Source organism: Paraburkholderia sp. BGA-UO-ETr-F12 (genome assembly GCF_059567945.1).
In genome coordinates this window covers 134456-148684 of sequence record NZ_JCAQOZ010000063.1, presented here as the reverse complement: position 1 = coordinate 148684, position 14229 = coordinate 134456, and the positions used below count along the sequence as shown (strand labels likewise).

13 protein-coding genes are annotated in these 14229 nt (G+C 63.1%); 5 read left to right on the top strand and 8 right to left on the bottom strand.

What is annotated here, in order from left to right:
• Positions 1-166: 166 nt before the first annotated feature.
• A complete protein-coding gene (murB, locus tag AC57B6_RS31450; RefSeq protein WP_496422786.1) occupies positions 167-1207 on the top strand; it encodes a UDP-N-acetylmuramate dehydrogenase in 1041 nt (346 codons plus the stop codon).
• A 143-nt stretch (positions 1208-1350) separates the two neighbouring features.
• Here murB and AC57B6_RS31445 read toward each other — a convergent pair whose 3' ends face one another.
• Entirely contained in the window at positions 1351-2577 is a 1227-nt protein-coding gene (locus tag AC57B6_RS31445) for an argininosuccinate synthase (protein ID WP_028197941.1), read from the bottom strand.
• A 260-nt stretch (positions 2578-2837) separates the two neighbouring features.
• Entirely contained in the window at positions 2838-3767 is a 930-nt protein-coding gene (gene argF, locus AC57B6_RS31440; protein ID WP_028197940.1) for an ornithine carbamoyltransferase, read from the bottom strand.
• Positions 3768-4203: 436 nt separating this feature from the next.
• On the opposite strand from argF, the gene AC57B6_RS31435 reads away from it, so the two are divergent.
• Positions 4204-4554 (top strand): DUF3579 domain-containing protein, encoded by a 351-nt coding sequence (locus AC57B6_RS31435; protein ID WP_028197939.1) that lies wholly within the window; start codon positions 4204-4206, stop codon positions 4552-4554.
• Positions 4555-4817: 263 nt separating this feature from the next.
• Here AC57B6_RS31435 and rpsT read toward each other — a convergent pair whose 3' ends face one another.
• A complete protein-coding gene (rpsT, locus tag AC57B6_RS31430) occupies positions 4818-5096 on the bottom strand; it encodes a 30S ribosomal protein S20 (RefSeq protein ID WP_028197938.1) in 279 nt (92 codons plus the stop codon).
• A gap of 547 nt (positions 5097-5643) precedes the next feature.
• On the opposite strand from rpsT, the gene murJ reads away from it, so the two are divergent.
• Both murJ and AC57B6_RS31420 read left to right on the top strand, forming a co-directional pair.
• Positions 5644-7194 (top strand): murein biosynthesis integral membrane protein MurJ, encoded by a 1551-nt coding sequence (gene murJ, locus AC57B6_RS31425; protein WP_030101116.1) that lies wholly within the window; start codon positions 5644-5646, stop codon positions 7192-7194.
• A 5-nt stretch (positions 7195-7199) separates the two neighbouring features.
• Complete coding sequence (locus AC57B6_RS31420) at positions 7200-8042, top strand: SirB1 family protein (RefSeq protein WP_028197936.1); 843 nt, start codon at positions 7200-7202, stop codon at positions 8040-8042.
• Positions 8043-8150: 108 nt separating this feature from the next.
• Here AC57B6_RS31420 and AC57B6_RS31415 read toward each other — a convergent pair whose 3' ends face one another.
• The 5 genes from AC57B6_RS31415 to lpxK form a co-directional block, all read right to left on the bottom strand.
• Entirely contained in the window at positions 8151-8909 is a 759-nt protein-coding gene (locus AC57B6_RS31415; RefSeq protein ID WP_028197935.1) for a 3-hydroxyacyl-CoA dehydrogenase, read from the bottom strand.
• 282 nt (positions 8910-9191) lie between these two features.
• Positions 9192-9857 carry an adenylate kinase gene (gene adk, locus AC57B6_RS31410; RefSeq protein WP_028197934.1) on the bottom strand — a complete coding sequence of 222 codons (666 nt, stop codon included), beginning with the start codon at positions 9855-9857 and terminating at the stop codon, positions 9192-9194.
• Positions 9858-10072: 215 nt separating this feature from the next.
• On the bottom strand, positions 10073-10873 hold the full coding sequence (kdsB, locus tag AC57B6_RS31405) for a 3-deoxy-manno-octulosonate cytidylyltransferase (RefSeq protein WP_496422785.1): 801 nt from the start codon (positions 10871-10873) through the stop codon (positions 10073-10075).
• Positions 10874-11039: 166 nt separating this feature from the next.
• Positions 11040-11243 carry a Trm112 family protein gene (locus AC57B6_RS31400; RefSeq protein WP_006050060.1) on the bottom strand — a complete coding sequence of 68 codons (204 nt, stop codon included), beginning with the start codon at positions 11241-11243 and terminating at the stop codon, positions 11040-11042.
• Positions 11224-12240: a tetraacyldisaccharide 4'-kinase gene (gene lpxK / locus AC57B6_RS31395; protein WP_035519901.1), complete on the bottom strand. Its 1017-nt coding sequence runs from the start codon at positions 12238-12240 to the stop codon at positions 11224-11226. The genes AC57B6_RS31400 and lpxK overlap by 20 nt, the downstream gene beginning before the upstream one ends.
• A 602-nt stretch (positions 12241-12842) precedes the next feature.
• Between lpxK and xseA the strand changes: the two genes are divergently transcribed.
• Positions 12843-14222, top strand: a complete 1380-nt coding sequence (gene xseA, locus AC57B6_RS31390; RefSeq protein ID WP_030101119.1) for an exodeoxyribonuclease VII large subunit — start codon at positions 12843-12845, stop codon at positions 14220-14222.
• The last annotated feature ends 7 nt before the right edge of the window (positions 14223-14229 follow it).

Below are 14229 nucleotides of genomic sequence, written 5' to 3'. Positions count from 1 at the left end.
CTGCGGTGCGTGGCGCAACCGGTCGGCTGCTCACGGGGCACTCGCTATAATCACGAACCTGGTGTCATTTTACCGATGCCACTCCCTTTTGCCTAAGGCCGCCGCGCATTGTCGCGCGGCAGGGGCCAGATGCCGTTTCGTTCGCCGTCCCATTCTTTCTATTCCGATGTCTCTATCCGACTCTGCCGCGTTCGTTGCCGGCTATCCGCTGAAGGCGCATAACACCTTCGGTTTCGATGTTCGCGCGCACTTCGCGTGCCGGATCGAGCACGAAGCGCAACTGATGGCTGCCGTGCGCGATCCGCGCGCCACCGGCTTGCCGCGGCTGGTGCTGGGCGGCGGCAGCAACGTCGTGCTGACGGACGACTTCGCCGGACTGGTGCTGCTAGTGGCGCTGCGAGGCCGCCGCGTCGTGCGTGAGGACGATGACGCCTGGTACGTCGAGGCGGCCGCCGGCGAGCCGTGGCACGAGTTTGTCGCATGGACTTTGTCGCAAGGGCTGCCTGGATTGGAGAACCTCGCGCTGATTCCCGGCACGGTGGGCGCAGCGCCGATTCAGAACATCGGCGCGTACGGGCTGGAAATGTGCGAGCGGTTTGCGTCGCTGCGAGCGGTTGAGCTGGAAACGGGCGCCGTGGTCGAACTCGATGCCGCCGCTTGCCGATTCGGCTACCGTGACAGTTTTTTCAAGCGGGAAGGGCGCGACCGTTTTGTGATTACTTCGGTCACGTTCCGTTTGCCGAAAGTTTGGCAGCCGCGCGCCGGCTATGCGGATATCGCGCGCGAACTGGCTGCGGGCGGCCATGCCGCGGCCGCGCCGAGTGCGCAGGCGATTTTCGACGCGGTGGTCGCGGTGCGGCGCGCCAAGCTGCCCGACCCGCTTCAGCTTGGTAACGCGGGGAGTTTCTTCAAGAATCCGGTCGTGGAAGCGGCGCAGTTCGAGGCGCTGAAGCTCAAGGAGCCAGAGGTCGTGTCTTACCTTCAACCGGACGGCCGGGTGAAGCTCGCCGCTGGCTGGTTGATCGATCGATGTGGCTGGAAAGGCCGTGCGATGGGCGCGGCGGCGGTGCATCAGCGGCAGGCGCTGGTGCTGGTGAATCTCGGCGGCGCAAGCGGGGCGGAGGTATTGGCGCTTGCAAAGGCGGTGCAGCGGGACGTGCTGGCACGGTTTGGGGTGGAGCTGGAGGCGGAACCGGTTTGTTTGTGATGGCGTAAGTGGCTTGCGGCAAGGAAAAAAGGCGCCGGGAGAAAACTCCCGGCGCCTTTTTTTGCGTCTGTGATTCAGTGCCGGTCACGCCTTGCGGCGCTTAACTTCGCTCACGCGAAGTTAGCCTGCACTGAAACCCGTGCTCAGCCGCGTTGACGACGTGCGTTTTCAGCAATCCGCATACGCAGCGCGTTCAGCTTGATGAAGCCGCCAGCATCGGCCTGGTTGTAAGCGCCGCCGTCGTCGTCGAACGTGGCGATCGTCTTGTCGAACAGCGTTTCTTTCGAATCGCGCGCGACAACCGAGACGCTGCCCTTGTACAGCTTTACACGCACCCAGCCGTTGACCTTCTCTTGCGTATGGTCGATCAGCACCTGGATGGCGCGGCGCTCCGGGCTCCACCAGTAGCCGTTATAAATCAGCGACGCGTAACGGGCCATCAGATCGTCTTTCAGGTGAGCGACTTCACGGTCGAGCGTGATCGACTCGATACCGCGGTGCGCCTTCAGCATGATCGTGCCGCCCGGCGTTTCATAGCAGCCGCGCGACTTCATGCCGACGTAACGGTTTTCGACCAGATCCAGACGGCCGATGCCGTGCTTGCCGCCCAGGCGGTTAAGCTCGGTCAGCATCTCGGCCGGCGACAAACGCTTGCCGTTGATCGCGACCGGGTCGCCGTGCTCATACTCGATGTCGAGATACTCAGCCTGATCCGGCGCCTGTTCCGGCGACACCGTCCAACGCCACATATCGGCTTCGGCCTCGGCCTTTGGGTCTTCCAGGTGACGGCCTTCGAACGAGATGTGCAGCAGGTTCGCGTCCATCGAATACGGCGCGCCGCCTTGCTTGTGCTTCATTTCGATCGGAATGCCGGCCTTTTCGGCGTACGCGAGCAGCTTTTCGCGCGACAGCAGATCCCATTCACGCCACGGCGCGATCACCTTGATGCCCGGTTCCAGCGCGTAGTAGCCGAGTTCGAAGCGAACCTGGTCGTTGCCCTTGCCGGTTGCGCCGTGCGAGACCGCTTGCGCGCCGGTGGCGCGGGCGATTTCGATCTGACGCTTGGCGATCAGCGGACGCGCGATCGACGTGCCCAGCAGGTATTCGCCTTCATAGATCGTGTTGGCGCGGAACATCGGGAACACGTAGTCGCGCACGAACTCTTCACGCAGGTCTTCAATGAAGATGTTGTCCGGCTTGATGCCGAGTTGCAGGGCCTTTTTGCGCGCCGGTTCCAGCTCTTCGCCCTGGCCGATGTCGGCCGTAAACGTGACGACTTCGGCGTCGTAGTTGTCCTGCAACCACTTCAGGATGACGGAGGTGTCGAGGCCGCCCGAATAGGCGAGCACGACTTTCTTGATATCGCTCATGGTGAACTCGTAGCTGGAGAAAGCTGGAAAACAAGGCGCACCGGCGGTTCCGGAGCGCGGAAAACCACTATTTTGACACTAAACCGCCGCTTGCCCGTGTTTTTGGGGCAGGGCGGCGGGTAAGCCGGGTCCACTTGGGAGCGTGAACAACCCGTGAACAGCCCGCGGACACCGGCCTGATGCGTGGCGCTAAACGTGGATGCCTTGCCTCGTATTCAAGGCCCCGTCGCGCTTCACGCAGGTGCTGCGTAGCGGCTCGCTCAGTGATTGAGCTTGCCGAGCAGCAGATATTCCATCAACGCCTTTTGCACGTGCAGACGATTTTCCGCTTCGTCCCACACGACGCTTTGCGGGCCGTCGATCACTTCCGCGCTGACTTCCTCGCCGCGATGGGCGGGCAGGCAGTGCATGAACAATGCGTCGGAATTGGCGCGCGCCATCATGTCGGCGTCTACGCACCAGTCCGCGAAGGCTTTCTTGCGGGCTTCGTTTTCGGCCTCGAAGCCCATGCTGGTCCACACGTCGGTGGTGACCAGATCGGCACCGGTGCAAGCCTCGTTCGGATCGTCGAATTCCTGATAGAACGGGGCGCTTTCCGGCGCGACCATTGCGTGGTCGAGTTTGTAGCCCGGCGGCGTGGACAGGCGCAGCTTGAAACCGAGAATCTGCGCGGCTTCGATCCACGTGTACAGCATGTTGTTGGCGTCGCCGACCCATGCGACCGTCTTGCCGCGAATCGGACCGCGATGCTCGAAATACGTGAAGATGTCCGCCAGCACCTGGCACGGGTGATATTCGTTGGTCAGCCCATTGATCACCGGCACGCGGGAATTCTCGGCGAAGCGCTGAAGAATGTCCTGGCCGAACGTGCGGATCATGATGATGTCGACCATGCGCGAGATCACCTGCGCCGCGTCTTCAATCGGTTCGCCGCGGCCGAGCTGCGTGTCGCGCGTACTCATGAAGACGGCGTGGCCGCCTAGCTGGAAGATGCCGGCTTCGAACGACAGGCGCGTGCGCGTCGAATTTTTCTCGAAGATCATCGCCAGCGTGCGGTCGTGCAGCGGATGGTACGTCTCGTAGTTCTTGAACTTGCGTTTGAGAATGCGCGCGCGTTCCAGTACGTACTCGTAGTCGTCCAGCGAGAAATCCTTGAACTGCAGGTAGTGGCGAATTTTCTTGGCGGTCATGAAACAAATACGGCGGTCTCACCCGGCAGGATTGCCGGACGGCGCCGCCGTCGTTTGTGGTAACTCAATGCAGCATAAAGGATTTCGCCTCGTTTGACGAGTCGGCTAAAACGTCCGGCAAGCCGGCTGAAAGCCGTTTGCAACCCTCAAACGAGGCTTGTGTGCGCTGCGGAAAAAGGTCCGCTGCGCTATAATCTACCGGTTATCCCTAAGCCCAGCAGGCTGATATCGAGCTTGCGGGACACGGCTCGCGCGCTCCGGAAAGTTTCGTCGCGGTGCGCCGTCATGATGAGCGCCGCGGCGGCCTGTCCGGCCCTTCGCGGTATCTGGCGGCGCAGCTCGCCAATCAGGCGTGGTCACGTGTTCAGGCATCCCAAAGCCGCTTTGCAGTCAGCTTTGCCGTCATTCCGCTGGGCAGTCACACAGGTATTCCTACATGGCCGAAGCAGCTCCAACCGAATATTTCATTCAGGGCATCACGTCGACCGGGAAAAAGTTTCGGCCGAGCGACTGGTCGGAGCGGCTCGCAGGCGTCATGGCATGCTTTGGTCCCAGCCCGGGCGGCAAGGGGCCGAACGCTTACCTGCAATACTCGCTGTACGTGCGGCCCACCATGATCGGTGACCTCAAGTGCGTGATTCTCGATTCGCGTTTGCGCGATATCGAGCCGATGGCCTTTGATTTCGTTTTGAACTTCGCAAAAGACAACGATCTCGTCGTGACGGAGGCTTGCGAGTTGCAACTCGAGCAGCACCCGGCGCCGCAAGAGAAGAGGCATGTGATCTAGCAGGAGCTTCTGCCGGATCGGCAAAAAAGCAAAAACCCGCAGCCAGCGGGTTTTTTTGTGCCTGAAGCAATGACTTCAGGGCGGGTGGCATGGGTGCTGTGGAGTCGATGTGCCGCTAACTGAGGCGCGAACCGGTGAAGGTCCGTATCCGCTGCCGTTAGTAGGCAAACTCGAGGCAAGCCCCAAGCAAAAAAGCCCGCCGAAGCGAGCCTTTCCGTTGCAGCGGAAACAGGAGGTAGCCCACCGAAGCGGGCTGACCGAATTTACTGCGCTGCAGGCGCTTGCAGACCTTTGAGGGCTGCAGCCAGACGGCTCTTGTTACGAGCTGCCTTGTTCTTGTGGACGATTTTCTTGTCGGCGATGATGTCGATGGTCTTCGACGATGCCTGGAAGATCTCAGCGGCCTTAGCCTTGTCGCCGGCTTCGATTGCCTTGCGGACAGCCTTGATAGCCGTGCGGAACTTCGAGCGCAGTGCCGAGTTGTGCGAGTTTGCCTTGGCGGCCTGGCGGGCGCGCTTACGTGCTTGTGCGGAGTTAGCCATGACGGTTCCTTATCCTGTTCCTGTTTCCAGTACCTGACCTTCAAGTGGGTGAGGTGCTGCTTTTAGATCGAACTCTTGGAAGCGATTGCCCAAGAGCGCAAAAAGTGTCGAAAAAAATCGATCGGACTACGCGAAGGCGCGCCCGTGTTCGGAGTATTTCGAGGATAAAGGTGACCGTTTGATGCCGACCTGAACCCCGTCCGAAAATTGAGCGAGCTTCGAAACCGGCGATTATAGCAACAAAATCAGGCACGTGGCAACGGGGAATCGTCGGGCGCGGCGTGCCGGTTGCCGCGCGAGATCCGGGATTCTGCCGGCCCTGACTAGGGCGGGATCGTCTGCGGGTGTGCCGACGACCGTGCGGCAACAGGCGAGCGGATGGCAGGCCCGGCACGCAGGGGGTGCGGCGCGGGTACGGCGGCCAACAAAAAAACAACCATAAAACGGCCCGATTCGCTCGTCTGAACGAACGTATGCGGCGCAAATCGGTCCGATTCGCGTTCTGGCTCGTCGTCCGCCCCTGCGGCACCCGTATAATAAGCGCCCCATGAATCTATTCCGAGCCCTGCTGACGGTCAGCGGCTTCACGCTGCTGTCGCGCGTGACCGGACTGGCCCGCGAAACGCTGATCGCCCGCGCGTTCGGCGCCAGTCAATACACTGACGCGTTTTACGTCGCCTTCCGCATCCCGAACCTGCTGCGCCGCATTTCCGCCGAGGGTGCGTTCTCGCAGGCCTTCGTGCCGATTCTCGCCGAGTTCAAGAACCAGCAAGGACACGACGCCACCAAGGCGCTGGTCGACGCCACCTCGACGGTGCTGGCCTGGGCGCTCGCGATTCTCTCGCTGATCGGCGTGGTGGGGGCCTCGGGCGTGGTGTTCATCGTCGCGTCGGGACTCGCGCATGAGGGCCATGCCTATGCGCTCGCGGTCACGATGACGCGCATCATGTTCCCGTACATCATTTTCATCTCGCTGACGTCGCTGGCGTCCGGCGTGCTGAATACGTACAAGAATTTTTCGCTGCCCGCGTTCGCGCCGGTCCTGCTGAACGTGGCTTTCATCTTCGCGGCGGTGTTCGTCGCGCCGCGCCTGCAAACGCCGGTTTATGCGCTCGCGTGGGCGGTGATCGCCGGCGGCGTGCTGCAGTTCATCGTGCAACTGCCAGGTCTGAAGAAGATCGACATGCTGCCGCGCATCGGCCTGAATCCACTTAAAGCGCTCGCGCATCGCGGTGTGAAGCGGGTTCTGTCGAAGATGGTGCCGGCAATGTTCGCCGTATCGGTCGCGCAGATCAGCCTGATCATCAACACCAACATTGCGTCGCGGATCGGCCCGGGTGCTGTTTCCTGGATCAATTACGCCGACCGGCTGATGGAGTTTCCGACCGCGCTGCTCGGTGTCGCGCTTGGCACGATCCTGCTGCCGAGCCTCTCGAAGGCGCACGTGGATGCCGATTCGCACGAATATTCGTCGCTGCTCGACTGGGGGCTGCGTGTCACCTTCCTGCTGGCGGCGCCCAGCGCCATCGCGCTGTTTTTCTTCGCTCAGCCGCTCACCGCGACGCTGTTCCACTACGGTAAGTTCGACGGCAACGCCGTGGTGATGGTCGGTCGCGCGCTGTCTGCGTACGGCATCGGTCTCATCGGCCTGATTCTCATCAAGATCCTCGCGCCCGGTTTTTACGCCAAGCAGGACATCAAGACGCCCGTGAAGATCGGCGTCGGCGTGCTGATCGCCACACAGATGAGCAACTATCTGTTCGTGCCGATTTTCGCGCATGCGGGCCTCACGCTGAGCGTCGGGCTCGGTGCTTGCGTCAACGCGCTGTTCCTGTTCCTCGGTTTGCGCAAGCGCGGCATCTATACACCGTCGAAAGGCTGGTTGAAGTTCTTCGTGCAGTTGTTCGGCGCCTGCCTGGTGCTGGCCGGCGCGATGCATTGGTTCGCGATCAGCTTCGACTGGATCGGCATGCACAGCCGGCCGGTCGATCGCATCGTGTTGCTGGGGGCGTGCCTCGTTCTGTTCGCCGCGCTATATTTCGGTATGCTTTGGCTGATGGGCTTCAAGTACGCGTATTTCAAAAGGCGGGTGAAGTGATCACGATGACGCGAGTTCTCGACTATTTCAGTACGCTGGTTGCCGAAGATGACAGCCTGCCGCTGACCGAGGCGGCGCTCTCGCTCGCGCAGGACGCTTATCCCGATCTCGATTTGCAAGGCACGCTGGCCGAGATCGACGAGCTGGTTTTGCGTTTGCAGCGCCGCATACCGGACGACGCCGACATCAGACAGAAGGTCGGCATTCTGAACCGGTTCTTCTTTCGCGAGCTGGGTTTCGCCAGCAACCTCAACGATTATTACGACCCCGACAACAGTCATCTGAACGCAGTGCTGAAGCGCCGCCGCGGCATTCCGATTTCGCTGGCGGTGCTGTATCTGGAGATGGCCGAGCAGATCGGCATTCCGGCGCGCGGCGTGTCGTTTCCGGGTCACTTCCTGTTGCGCGTGACAACGCCGGACGGCGACGTGATGCTCGACCCGACTACTGGGCATTCGCTGTCCGAGTCGCAGATGGTGGATATGCTGGAGCCCTATGTGGCTTCGGCGGGCGACTCGGTGAGCCGGGCGTTGCGCATGTTGCTGCAGCCGGCCACGCGCCGCGAAATCATCGCTCGCATGCTGCGTAATCTGAAGTCGACTTATCTTCAGACGGAGCGCTGGCAGCGCCTGCTGGCGGTGCAGCAGCGTCTTGTGATCCTGCTGCCGGACAGCATCGAGGAAGTGCGCGATCGCGGGTTCGCTTATGCGCGGCTCGATTACCTGCGCCCGGCGCTCGAGGATCTCGAGCGCTATCTCGGCGACCGGCCGGATGCTGAGGACGCGACGGTGGTGGAATCGCAGTTGCATGAACTGCGCCAACGCACCCAGTACGACGACCGCGACTGAGAACGTTTCAACCGGACAAAACAGAACGCCTGCCAGTGAGTCATGCTGATTCACCGGCAGGCGTTTTTCATTGGCACGGCCGCGCAATGCGGCTCGCCGGGTGCATTGTTACTTCGGCTGCATCCGGATCGCGCCGTCCAGACGAATCACTTCGCCGTTGAGCATCGGATTGTCGAAGATCTGCTTGGCCAGCATTGCGTACTCCGCCGGTTTGCCCAGCCGCGGCGGGAACGGCACCATTGCGCCGAGCGCGTCCTGCACCTCCTGCGGCATGCCGAGCAGCATGGGCGTTTCGAAGATACCCGGCGCGATCGTCATCACACGAATCGCGTTGCGCGACAGATCGCGGGCGATCGGCAGCGTCATGCCGACCACGCCGCCCTTGGACGCCGCATACGCGGCCTGGCCGATCTGGCCGTCAAATGCCGCCACCGAGGCCGTATTGATGATCACGCCACGCTCGCCATTCGCATTCGGTTCATTCTTCGACATGGCCGCGGCGGCGAGCCGGATCATGTTAAAGGTGCCGATCAGATTGATGGAGATGGTGCGGGAAAACGATTCGAGCGGATGCGGGCCGTCTTTGCCGACCGTCTTGATGGCGGGCGCAACACCCGCGCAATTGACGAGGCCGCGCAGCGTGCCGAGTTTTGTGGCGGCTTCGACAGCTTGCGTGGCGTCGTCTTCGCGGCTCACGTCGCATTTGACGAATACACCGCCGAGTTCTTTCGCGAGTGCGTCACCCGCGTCCTGATTCAGGTCGGCCAGCACCACCTTGCCGCCGTTCTCGACGAGCAGGCGCGCGGTGGCCGCGCCGAGTCCCGATGCACCGCCGGTGATCAGGAATACGTTGTCACGAATCTCCATGTCTTCTCCTTTGCTTCGGTTCAGTAATGTCTTGATCGAATATTTTTTCGATGATCGATTGTAACGGCTATGCTGCAATGCGGAAAGTGAAGCGGGCACCGACCGCCGTGGGCACTCGCGGGAAGCCCGCAGCACCGTCAAACTGATATGGATGGCTAATTAATATCGGGCGGGGTGGGCGCCGCCGGCGCATGGCGATGCGTGCCGTGCGATACGGCACGCAATAAAAAAACCCGCCGGCATGGGCGGGTTTTTATACGGCAGGCAAGCACAGACGCGAGCTTACTTCAACGCGTCGAACGCGCGGTTGCGAATTTCTTCGACCGTGCCGAGGCCCGAAATGCGGCGATATTGCGGCGCCTTCAACGGGGTAGTCGGGTCGCCGTTCTGCGCCCAGTTATTGTAGTACTCGATCAGCGGCTTGGTTTGTGCAACGTACACGTCGAGGCGCTTCTTGACCGTTTCTTCCTTGTCGTCGTCGCGCTGGATCAGCGGTTCGCCGGTCACATCGTCCACACCTTCGACCTTCGGCGGGTTGAACTTGACGTGGTACGTACGGCCCGACGCGGCGTGCGAGCGGCGGCCGCTCATCCGCACGATGATCTCGTCGAACGGCACGTCGATTTCCAGTACGTAATCGATCGCGACGCCTGCCTGCTTCATCGCTTCGGCTTGTGGAATGGTGCGCGGAAAACCGTCGAACAGATAGCCGTTCGCACAATCCGGCTGCTGCAGACGTTCCTTCACCAGATTGATGATCAACTCGTCCGTTACCAGCTCGCCGGCGTCCATGAAGCGCTTTGCCTCAATGCCGAGCGGCGTGCCTGCCTTAACGGCGGCACGCAGCATGTCACCGGTGGAAATTTGCGGAATGCCGAATTTTTCCTTGATGAAGTTTGCCTGAGTGCCCTTGCCCGCGCCGGGCGCACCCAAAAGGATCAAACGCATGTGATATCTCCAGATCTATGTGAATTCTTTGGTAGCGCTGCAGCCATCCCGCGAATCGTCGAGGGACCCCGCGCCGGCTGCCGTTTCGGGTCTCGCGCTGCACGTCGACAACGACGGCGCTGCAAGCCGGCAACGGCGCGACCGGGGCAAACCCTGACTCTCGCGTTTAACGGGAGGCGCGCATAACCGTTCGATTATGCCATGGGTTTTTACGCTCACGCCCCGAATAAAGCCTGCACCCGCGCGAGATCGGCGGGCGTGTCGACGCCGGGCAGCGGCGCATTCTCCGTGACCAGCACCGCGATTCGCTCGCCGTGCCACATCGCGCGCAGTTGTTCGAGCGCTTCGACCTGCTCGATCGGCGAAATCGCGAGGCTCGGATAGGTGCGCAGGAACTGGGCGCGATACGCGTACAGACCGATATGGCGATAGACCACCGCGGGCGTCGGCGGCGCAGGCATCGACGCCACATCGGGCCAATGCGCTTGATACGCGTCGCGTGCCCATGGAATCGGCGCGCGCGAGAAATACAGCGCGACGCCGCGCGCGTCGAGCACGACCTTGACGACGTTCGGATTGAAGATTTCCGCCGCATCGGTGATCGGATGCGCGGCGGTGGCGATCGCGCATCCGTGGCTCGACGCGAGGTGCGACGCGACGCCGCACACGAGCGCCGGATCGATCAACGGCTCGTCGCCTTGCACGTTCACCACGATCGTGTCGTCGCTCCAGCCGAACTGCGCCGCCACTTCCGCGAGGCGGTCGGTGCCCGACGGATGATCGGCGCGTGTCAGCACGGCGTCGAAGCCGTGCTCACGGGCCACATCCAGCACCGCTTGCGCGTCGGAGGCGATCAGCACCTGTTGCGCGCCCGATTCGCGGGCACGTTCGGCGACCCGCACCACCATCGGCTTGCCGCCAATGTCGGCGAGCGGTTTGTTGGGCAGGCGCGACGAGGCGAGCCGGGCCGGTACGACGGCGACAAACGGAGGAGTGGTGACGTTAGCGTTGGTCATCGGAAGGACGGGCGGCGATGAAACCGGAAGAAAGCGCTCGCAAGTCGTGCATTGCGCGCGCCAACGGGAAAGAGGGCAAATACGACGGTGAATTGCGGCGGATCGGAGAGCGAGGGCGCGCCGAATCCCGCCACCCCGCATCTTGCCAGCGCCGGGCAACCCCGATTCAGGCGACCGAGCCCGGATTCAGGTCGACCGGTGTGCCTTCGACGGTCTGGCGCGCTTCGTCGACCAGCATCACGGGAATACCGTCGCGGATGGGATAGGCAAGCTTGTCCGCGTTGCAGATCAGTTCCTGCGCAGAACGGTCGTAGCTGAGCGGGCCCTTGCAGATTGGGCAGACGAGAATTTCAAGCAGGCGAGCGTCCACGGACTTTCTCCACAACTAATGCAATGAGGCGATGATCGAGCGCGGCTTCGACAGGAACAACCCAGATGCGCGCGTCGCGCCAGGACCCTAATTTTACCGCATCCTTTTCGGTTATCAGGATGGTGTCCGCGTCGACGTCCGTAAAAGGATTGCGCTCGAACGCGTAGTGATCCGGCAAAGCGCGGGTGGTCGGCGTGAGACCGGCCGCGCGCAGCGTCGCGAAAAAACGTTCCGGCGCGCCGATGCCGGCCGCCGCCAACACGCGCTCGCCGCTGAATTGGGCGAGCGGGCGGCGCAGACCGGGGTTGTCGAGATGCCAGGCGTCGGCGGGCGCAAGTTGCAGCGCGAACGTATTCGGCCAGGGAGGCAGTGTGCGCGCGTAAGGATCGTTGACCAGCGTCGCGTCGCGGCGGCGCGACAGCGGCTCGCGCAGCGGACCGGCCGGCAGCAGAAAACCATTGCCGCCCAGCCGGTGATCGAAGACCACCAGTTCGGCATCGCGCTCGAGGCGGTAGTGCTGCAAGCCGTCGTCGCTGACAATCACGTCGACTTCGCGATGCGCGGCGCACAATGCCTGCGCGGCCGCGACGCGATCCGGGCAGACCCACACCGGTGCGCCGGTGCGGCGCGCGATCAGCAACGGTTCGTCGCCGCCGACGTTTGCCGCCGAGGTCGCGAGAACCGGCGTCGGTTCTTTGACGCGTGCGCCATAGCCGCGCGACACCACGCCGGGCTTGAAACCGGCGGCGCGCAAGGCTTCGACCAGCGCGATGACGGTCGGCGTCTTGCCGGTGCCGCCGACGGTCACGTTGCCGACCACCACCACCGGCACGCCAATGCGCACGGATTTCAGCCAGCCGAACGAGAAGGCGGCGCGGCGCGCGGCGGCAATCGCGCCGAACACACACGCGAGGGGCGTCAGCGCCCACGCAAGCGGGCCGCGCTGCTGCCATTCGCGCGCAAGGCGTGCCTCGAGACGGTCGTTCAGGCCGCTCATTGGCGAGCCGCAAGGACGGGCGATGCACGGCGCGCCCGAAGGGGGCGGGGCGGCGTGGCAGTGCCAGGTGCGATACGCGGGGCAAGCATCAACGCGGTTCTCCGGACAATCAAAAAGGGCAGCAAAAAAGTGCGGCGGCATGAAGCAGCGGGACCGAGCAGCGGCCGCAGCCGATGCGCTCGCGCGGCGTGGCGTCAGTGTGCCGCAATGGCGGGCGCCGCGGGGCTTTCGGCATGCTGTCGAACCCGCCACTCTAGCGCGCGGGCGTCCCGCCCGGCAAGTCGCGCGTCCCGCACCGCGCGGCAGGCAGCGGCGCCGGACGATGCCCACAGCCTGTGGATAACTTTGTGGAGAACCTGCCTGTCGATCGGCTGGAAAGGCCGCGCCGAGCGCTCCGTATCGGCAATCGTTCTCTTTAATGAGATGTAAATGCCATATAAATCAACGACATGCTTCCAATTCGCGCGGTCCGGCGGGCGATCTGGACGGTATTTGTCTAATGGGTCCCGGCATGTGGACACTTTTAACAATTTGGCCGCCGCGCTGGACGCCGCTGGCCACTCGGTCTATCGTCTGTCCGGCCAGTCACAGATATTCCTCGCATGAATTCCGAAAGCCCTTTTGCTTCGTCGGCTACGCCCGGCGGTGAAGTCGTCGTCCCCGTTTCAGCGCTCAACCGGGCGATCGGCACGATGCTCGAACGCTCGTTTCCGCTCGTCTGGGTGGCGGGAGAAGTGTCGAACTTCACCCGTGCCGCGAGCGGCCATTGGTATTTCTCGATCAAGGACGCTCAGGCGCAGATGCGCTGCGTGATGTTCCGCGGCCGCGCGCAATACGCCGAGTTCACGCCGCGTGAAGGCGATCGCATCGAAGTGCGCGCGCTGGTGACCATGTATGAGCCGCGCGGCGAACTGCAACTCAATGTGGAAGCGGTGCGCCGCACCGGGCAAGGGCGTCTTTACGAAGCCTTTCTCAAACTGAAGGCGCAACTCGAAGCCGAGGGTCTCTTTGCCGCCGAGCGCAAACGCGCGTTGCCGGCGCATCCGCGTGCGATAGGCATCGTGACATCGCTCCAGGCAGCGGCACTGCGCGACGTCCTGACCACCTTGTCGCGCCGCGCGCCGCATATTCCGGTGATCGTCTATCCGGCGCCGGTGCAGGGTGTGGGCGTGAGCGCCAAGCTGGCCGACATGGTCGACGCGGCCAACGCGCGGCGCGAAGTCGATGTGCTGATCGTGTGCCGCGGCGGCGGCTCGATTGAAGACCTGTGGGCGTTCAACGAAGAAGTGCTGGCGCGCGCGATCGCCGAAAGCGCCATTCCGGTGGTGAGCGGCGTGGGGCACGAAACCGATTTTACGATCGCCGACTTTGCCGCCGACGTGCGCGCGCCGACGCCCACCGGCGCCGCCGAACTCGTCAGCCCGCAGCGCGTGCTGTTGCTGCGCGAACTCGATCACCGGCATGCGACGCTCGCCCGCGGTTTTGGCCGCATGATGGAGCGGCGCGCCCAGCAACTCGACTGGCTCGCGCGGCGGCTCGTATCGCCGGCCGAGCGGCTCGCGCGGCAGCGCACCCATTTGCAGCAATTGAGCGTGCGGCTGGCATCGGCGGGGGCGCGTCCGGTGCGTGACGCCCGAGCGCGCTTTTCTCTGTTGCAGATGCGCTGGCAGCGCTGGCGTCCCGATCTCGCCGCGCATCAGGCGAAACTCGGCAGCCTTTCGCAACGTCTCGACGCGGCATTGTTACGCCAGCATGAACGTCAGGCCGCGCGGATCGACACGCTGGCCGCGCGGCTCGAAGTGTTGAGTCCGAAGCGCACGCTGGAGCGCGGCTATGCCGCCGTGCTCGACGCACAGAGCGGTCGCGCGGTGCGCGCTCCGTCGTCGCTGAAACCGGGGCGGCGCCTGACGGTGCATCTCGCGGAAGGGGCCGCGGACATTGCGCTCGCCGATGTGCAGCCGCGTCTGACCGACGCTTTCTGACCGGTCG

What these genes read in the sequence shown, in the direction of transcription:
- murB (WP_496422786.1), top strand. Translation starts at nt 167, where the DNA reads ATGTCTCTATCCGACTCTGCCGCGTTCGTTGCCGGCTATCCGCTGAAG.
- AC57B6_RS31445 (WP_028197941.1), bottom strand. Translation starts at nt 2,577, where the DNA reads ATGAGCGATATCAAGAAAGTCGTGCTCGCCTATTCGGGCGGCCTCGAC.
- argF (WP_028197940.1), bottom strand. Translation starts at nt 3,767, where the DNA reads ATGACCGCCAAGAAAATTCGCCACTACCTGCAGTTCAAGGATTTCTCG.
- AC57B6_RS31435 (WP_028197939.1), top strand. Translation starts at nt 4,204, where the DNA reads ATGGCCGAAGCAGCTCCAACCGAATATTTCATTCAGGGCATCACGTCG.
- rpsT (WP_028197938.1), bottom strand. Translation starts at nt 5,096, where the DNA reads ATGGCTAACTCCGCACAAGCACGTAAGCGCGCCCGCCAGGCCGCCAAG.
- murJ (WP_030101116.1), top strand. Translation starts at nt 5,644, where the DNA reads ATGAATCTATTCCGAGCCCTGCTGACGGTCAGCGGCTTCACGCTGCTG.
- AC57B6_RS31420 (WP_028197936.1), top strand. Translation starts at nt 7,200, where the DNA reads ATGACGCGAGTTCTCGACTATTTCAGTACGCTGGTTGCCGAAGATGAC.
- AC57B6_RS31415 (WP_028197935.1), bottom strand. Translation starts at nt 8,909, where the DNA reads ATGGAGATTCGTGACAACGTATTCCTGATCACCGGCGGTGCATCGGGA.
- adk (WP_028197934.1), bottom strand. Translation starts at nt 9,857, where the DNA reads ATGCGTTTGATCCTTTTGGGTGCGCCCGGCGCGGGCAAGGGCACTCAG.
- kdsB (WP_496422785.1), bottom strand. Translation starts at nt 10,873, where the DNA reads ATGACCAACGCTAACGTCACCACTCCTCCGTTTGTCGCCGTCGTACCG.
- lpxK (WP_035519901.1), bottom strand. Translation starts at nt 12,240, where the DNA reads ATGAGCGGCCTGAACGACCGTCTCGAGGCACGCCTTGCGCGCGAATGG.
- xseA (WP_030101119.1), top strand. Translation starts at nt 12,843, where the DNA reads ATGAATTCCGAAAGCCCTTTTGCTTCGTCGGCTACGCCCGGCGGTGAA.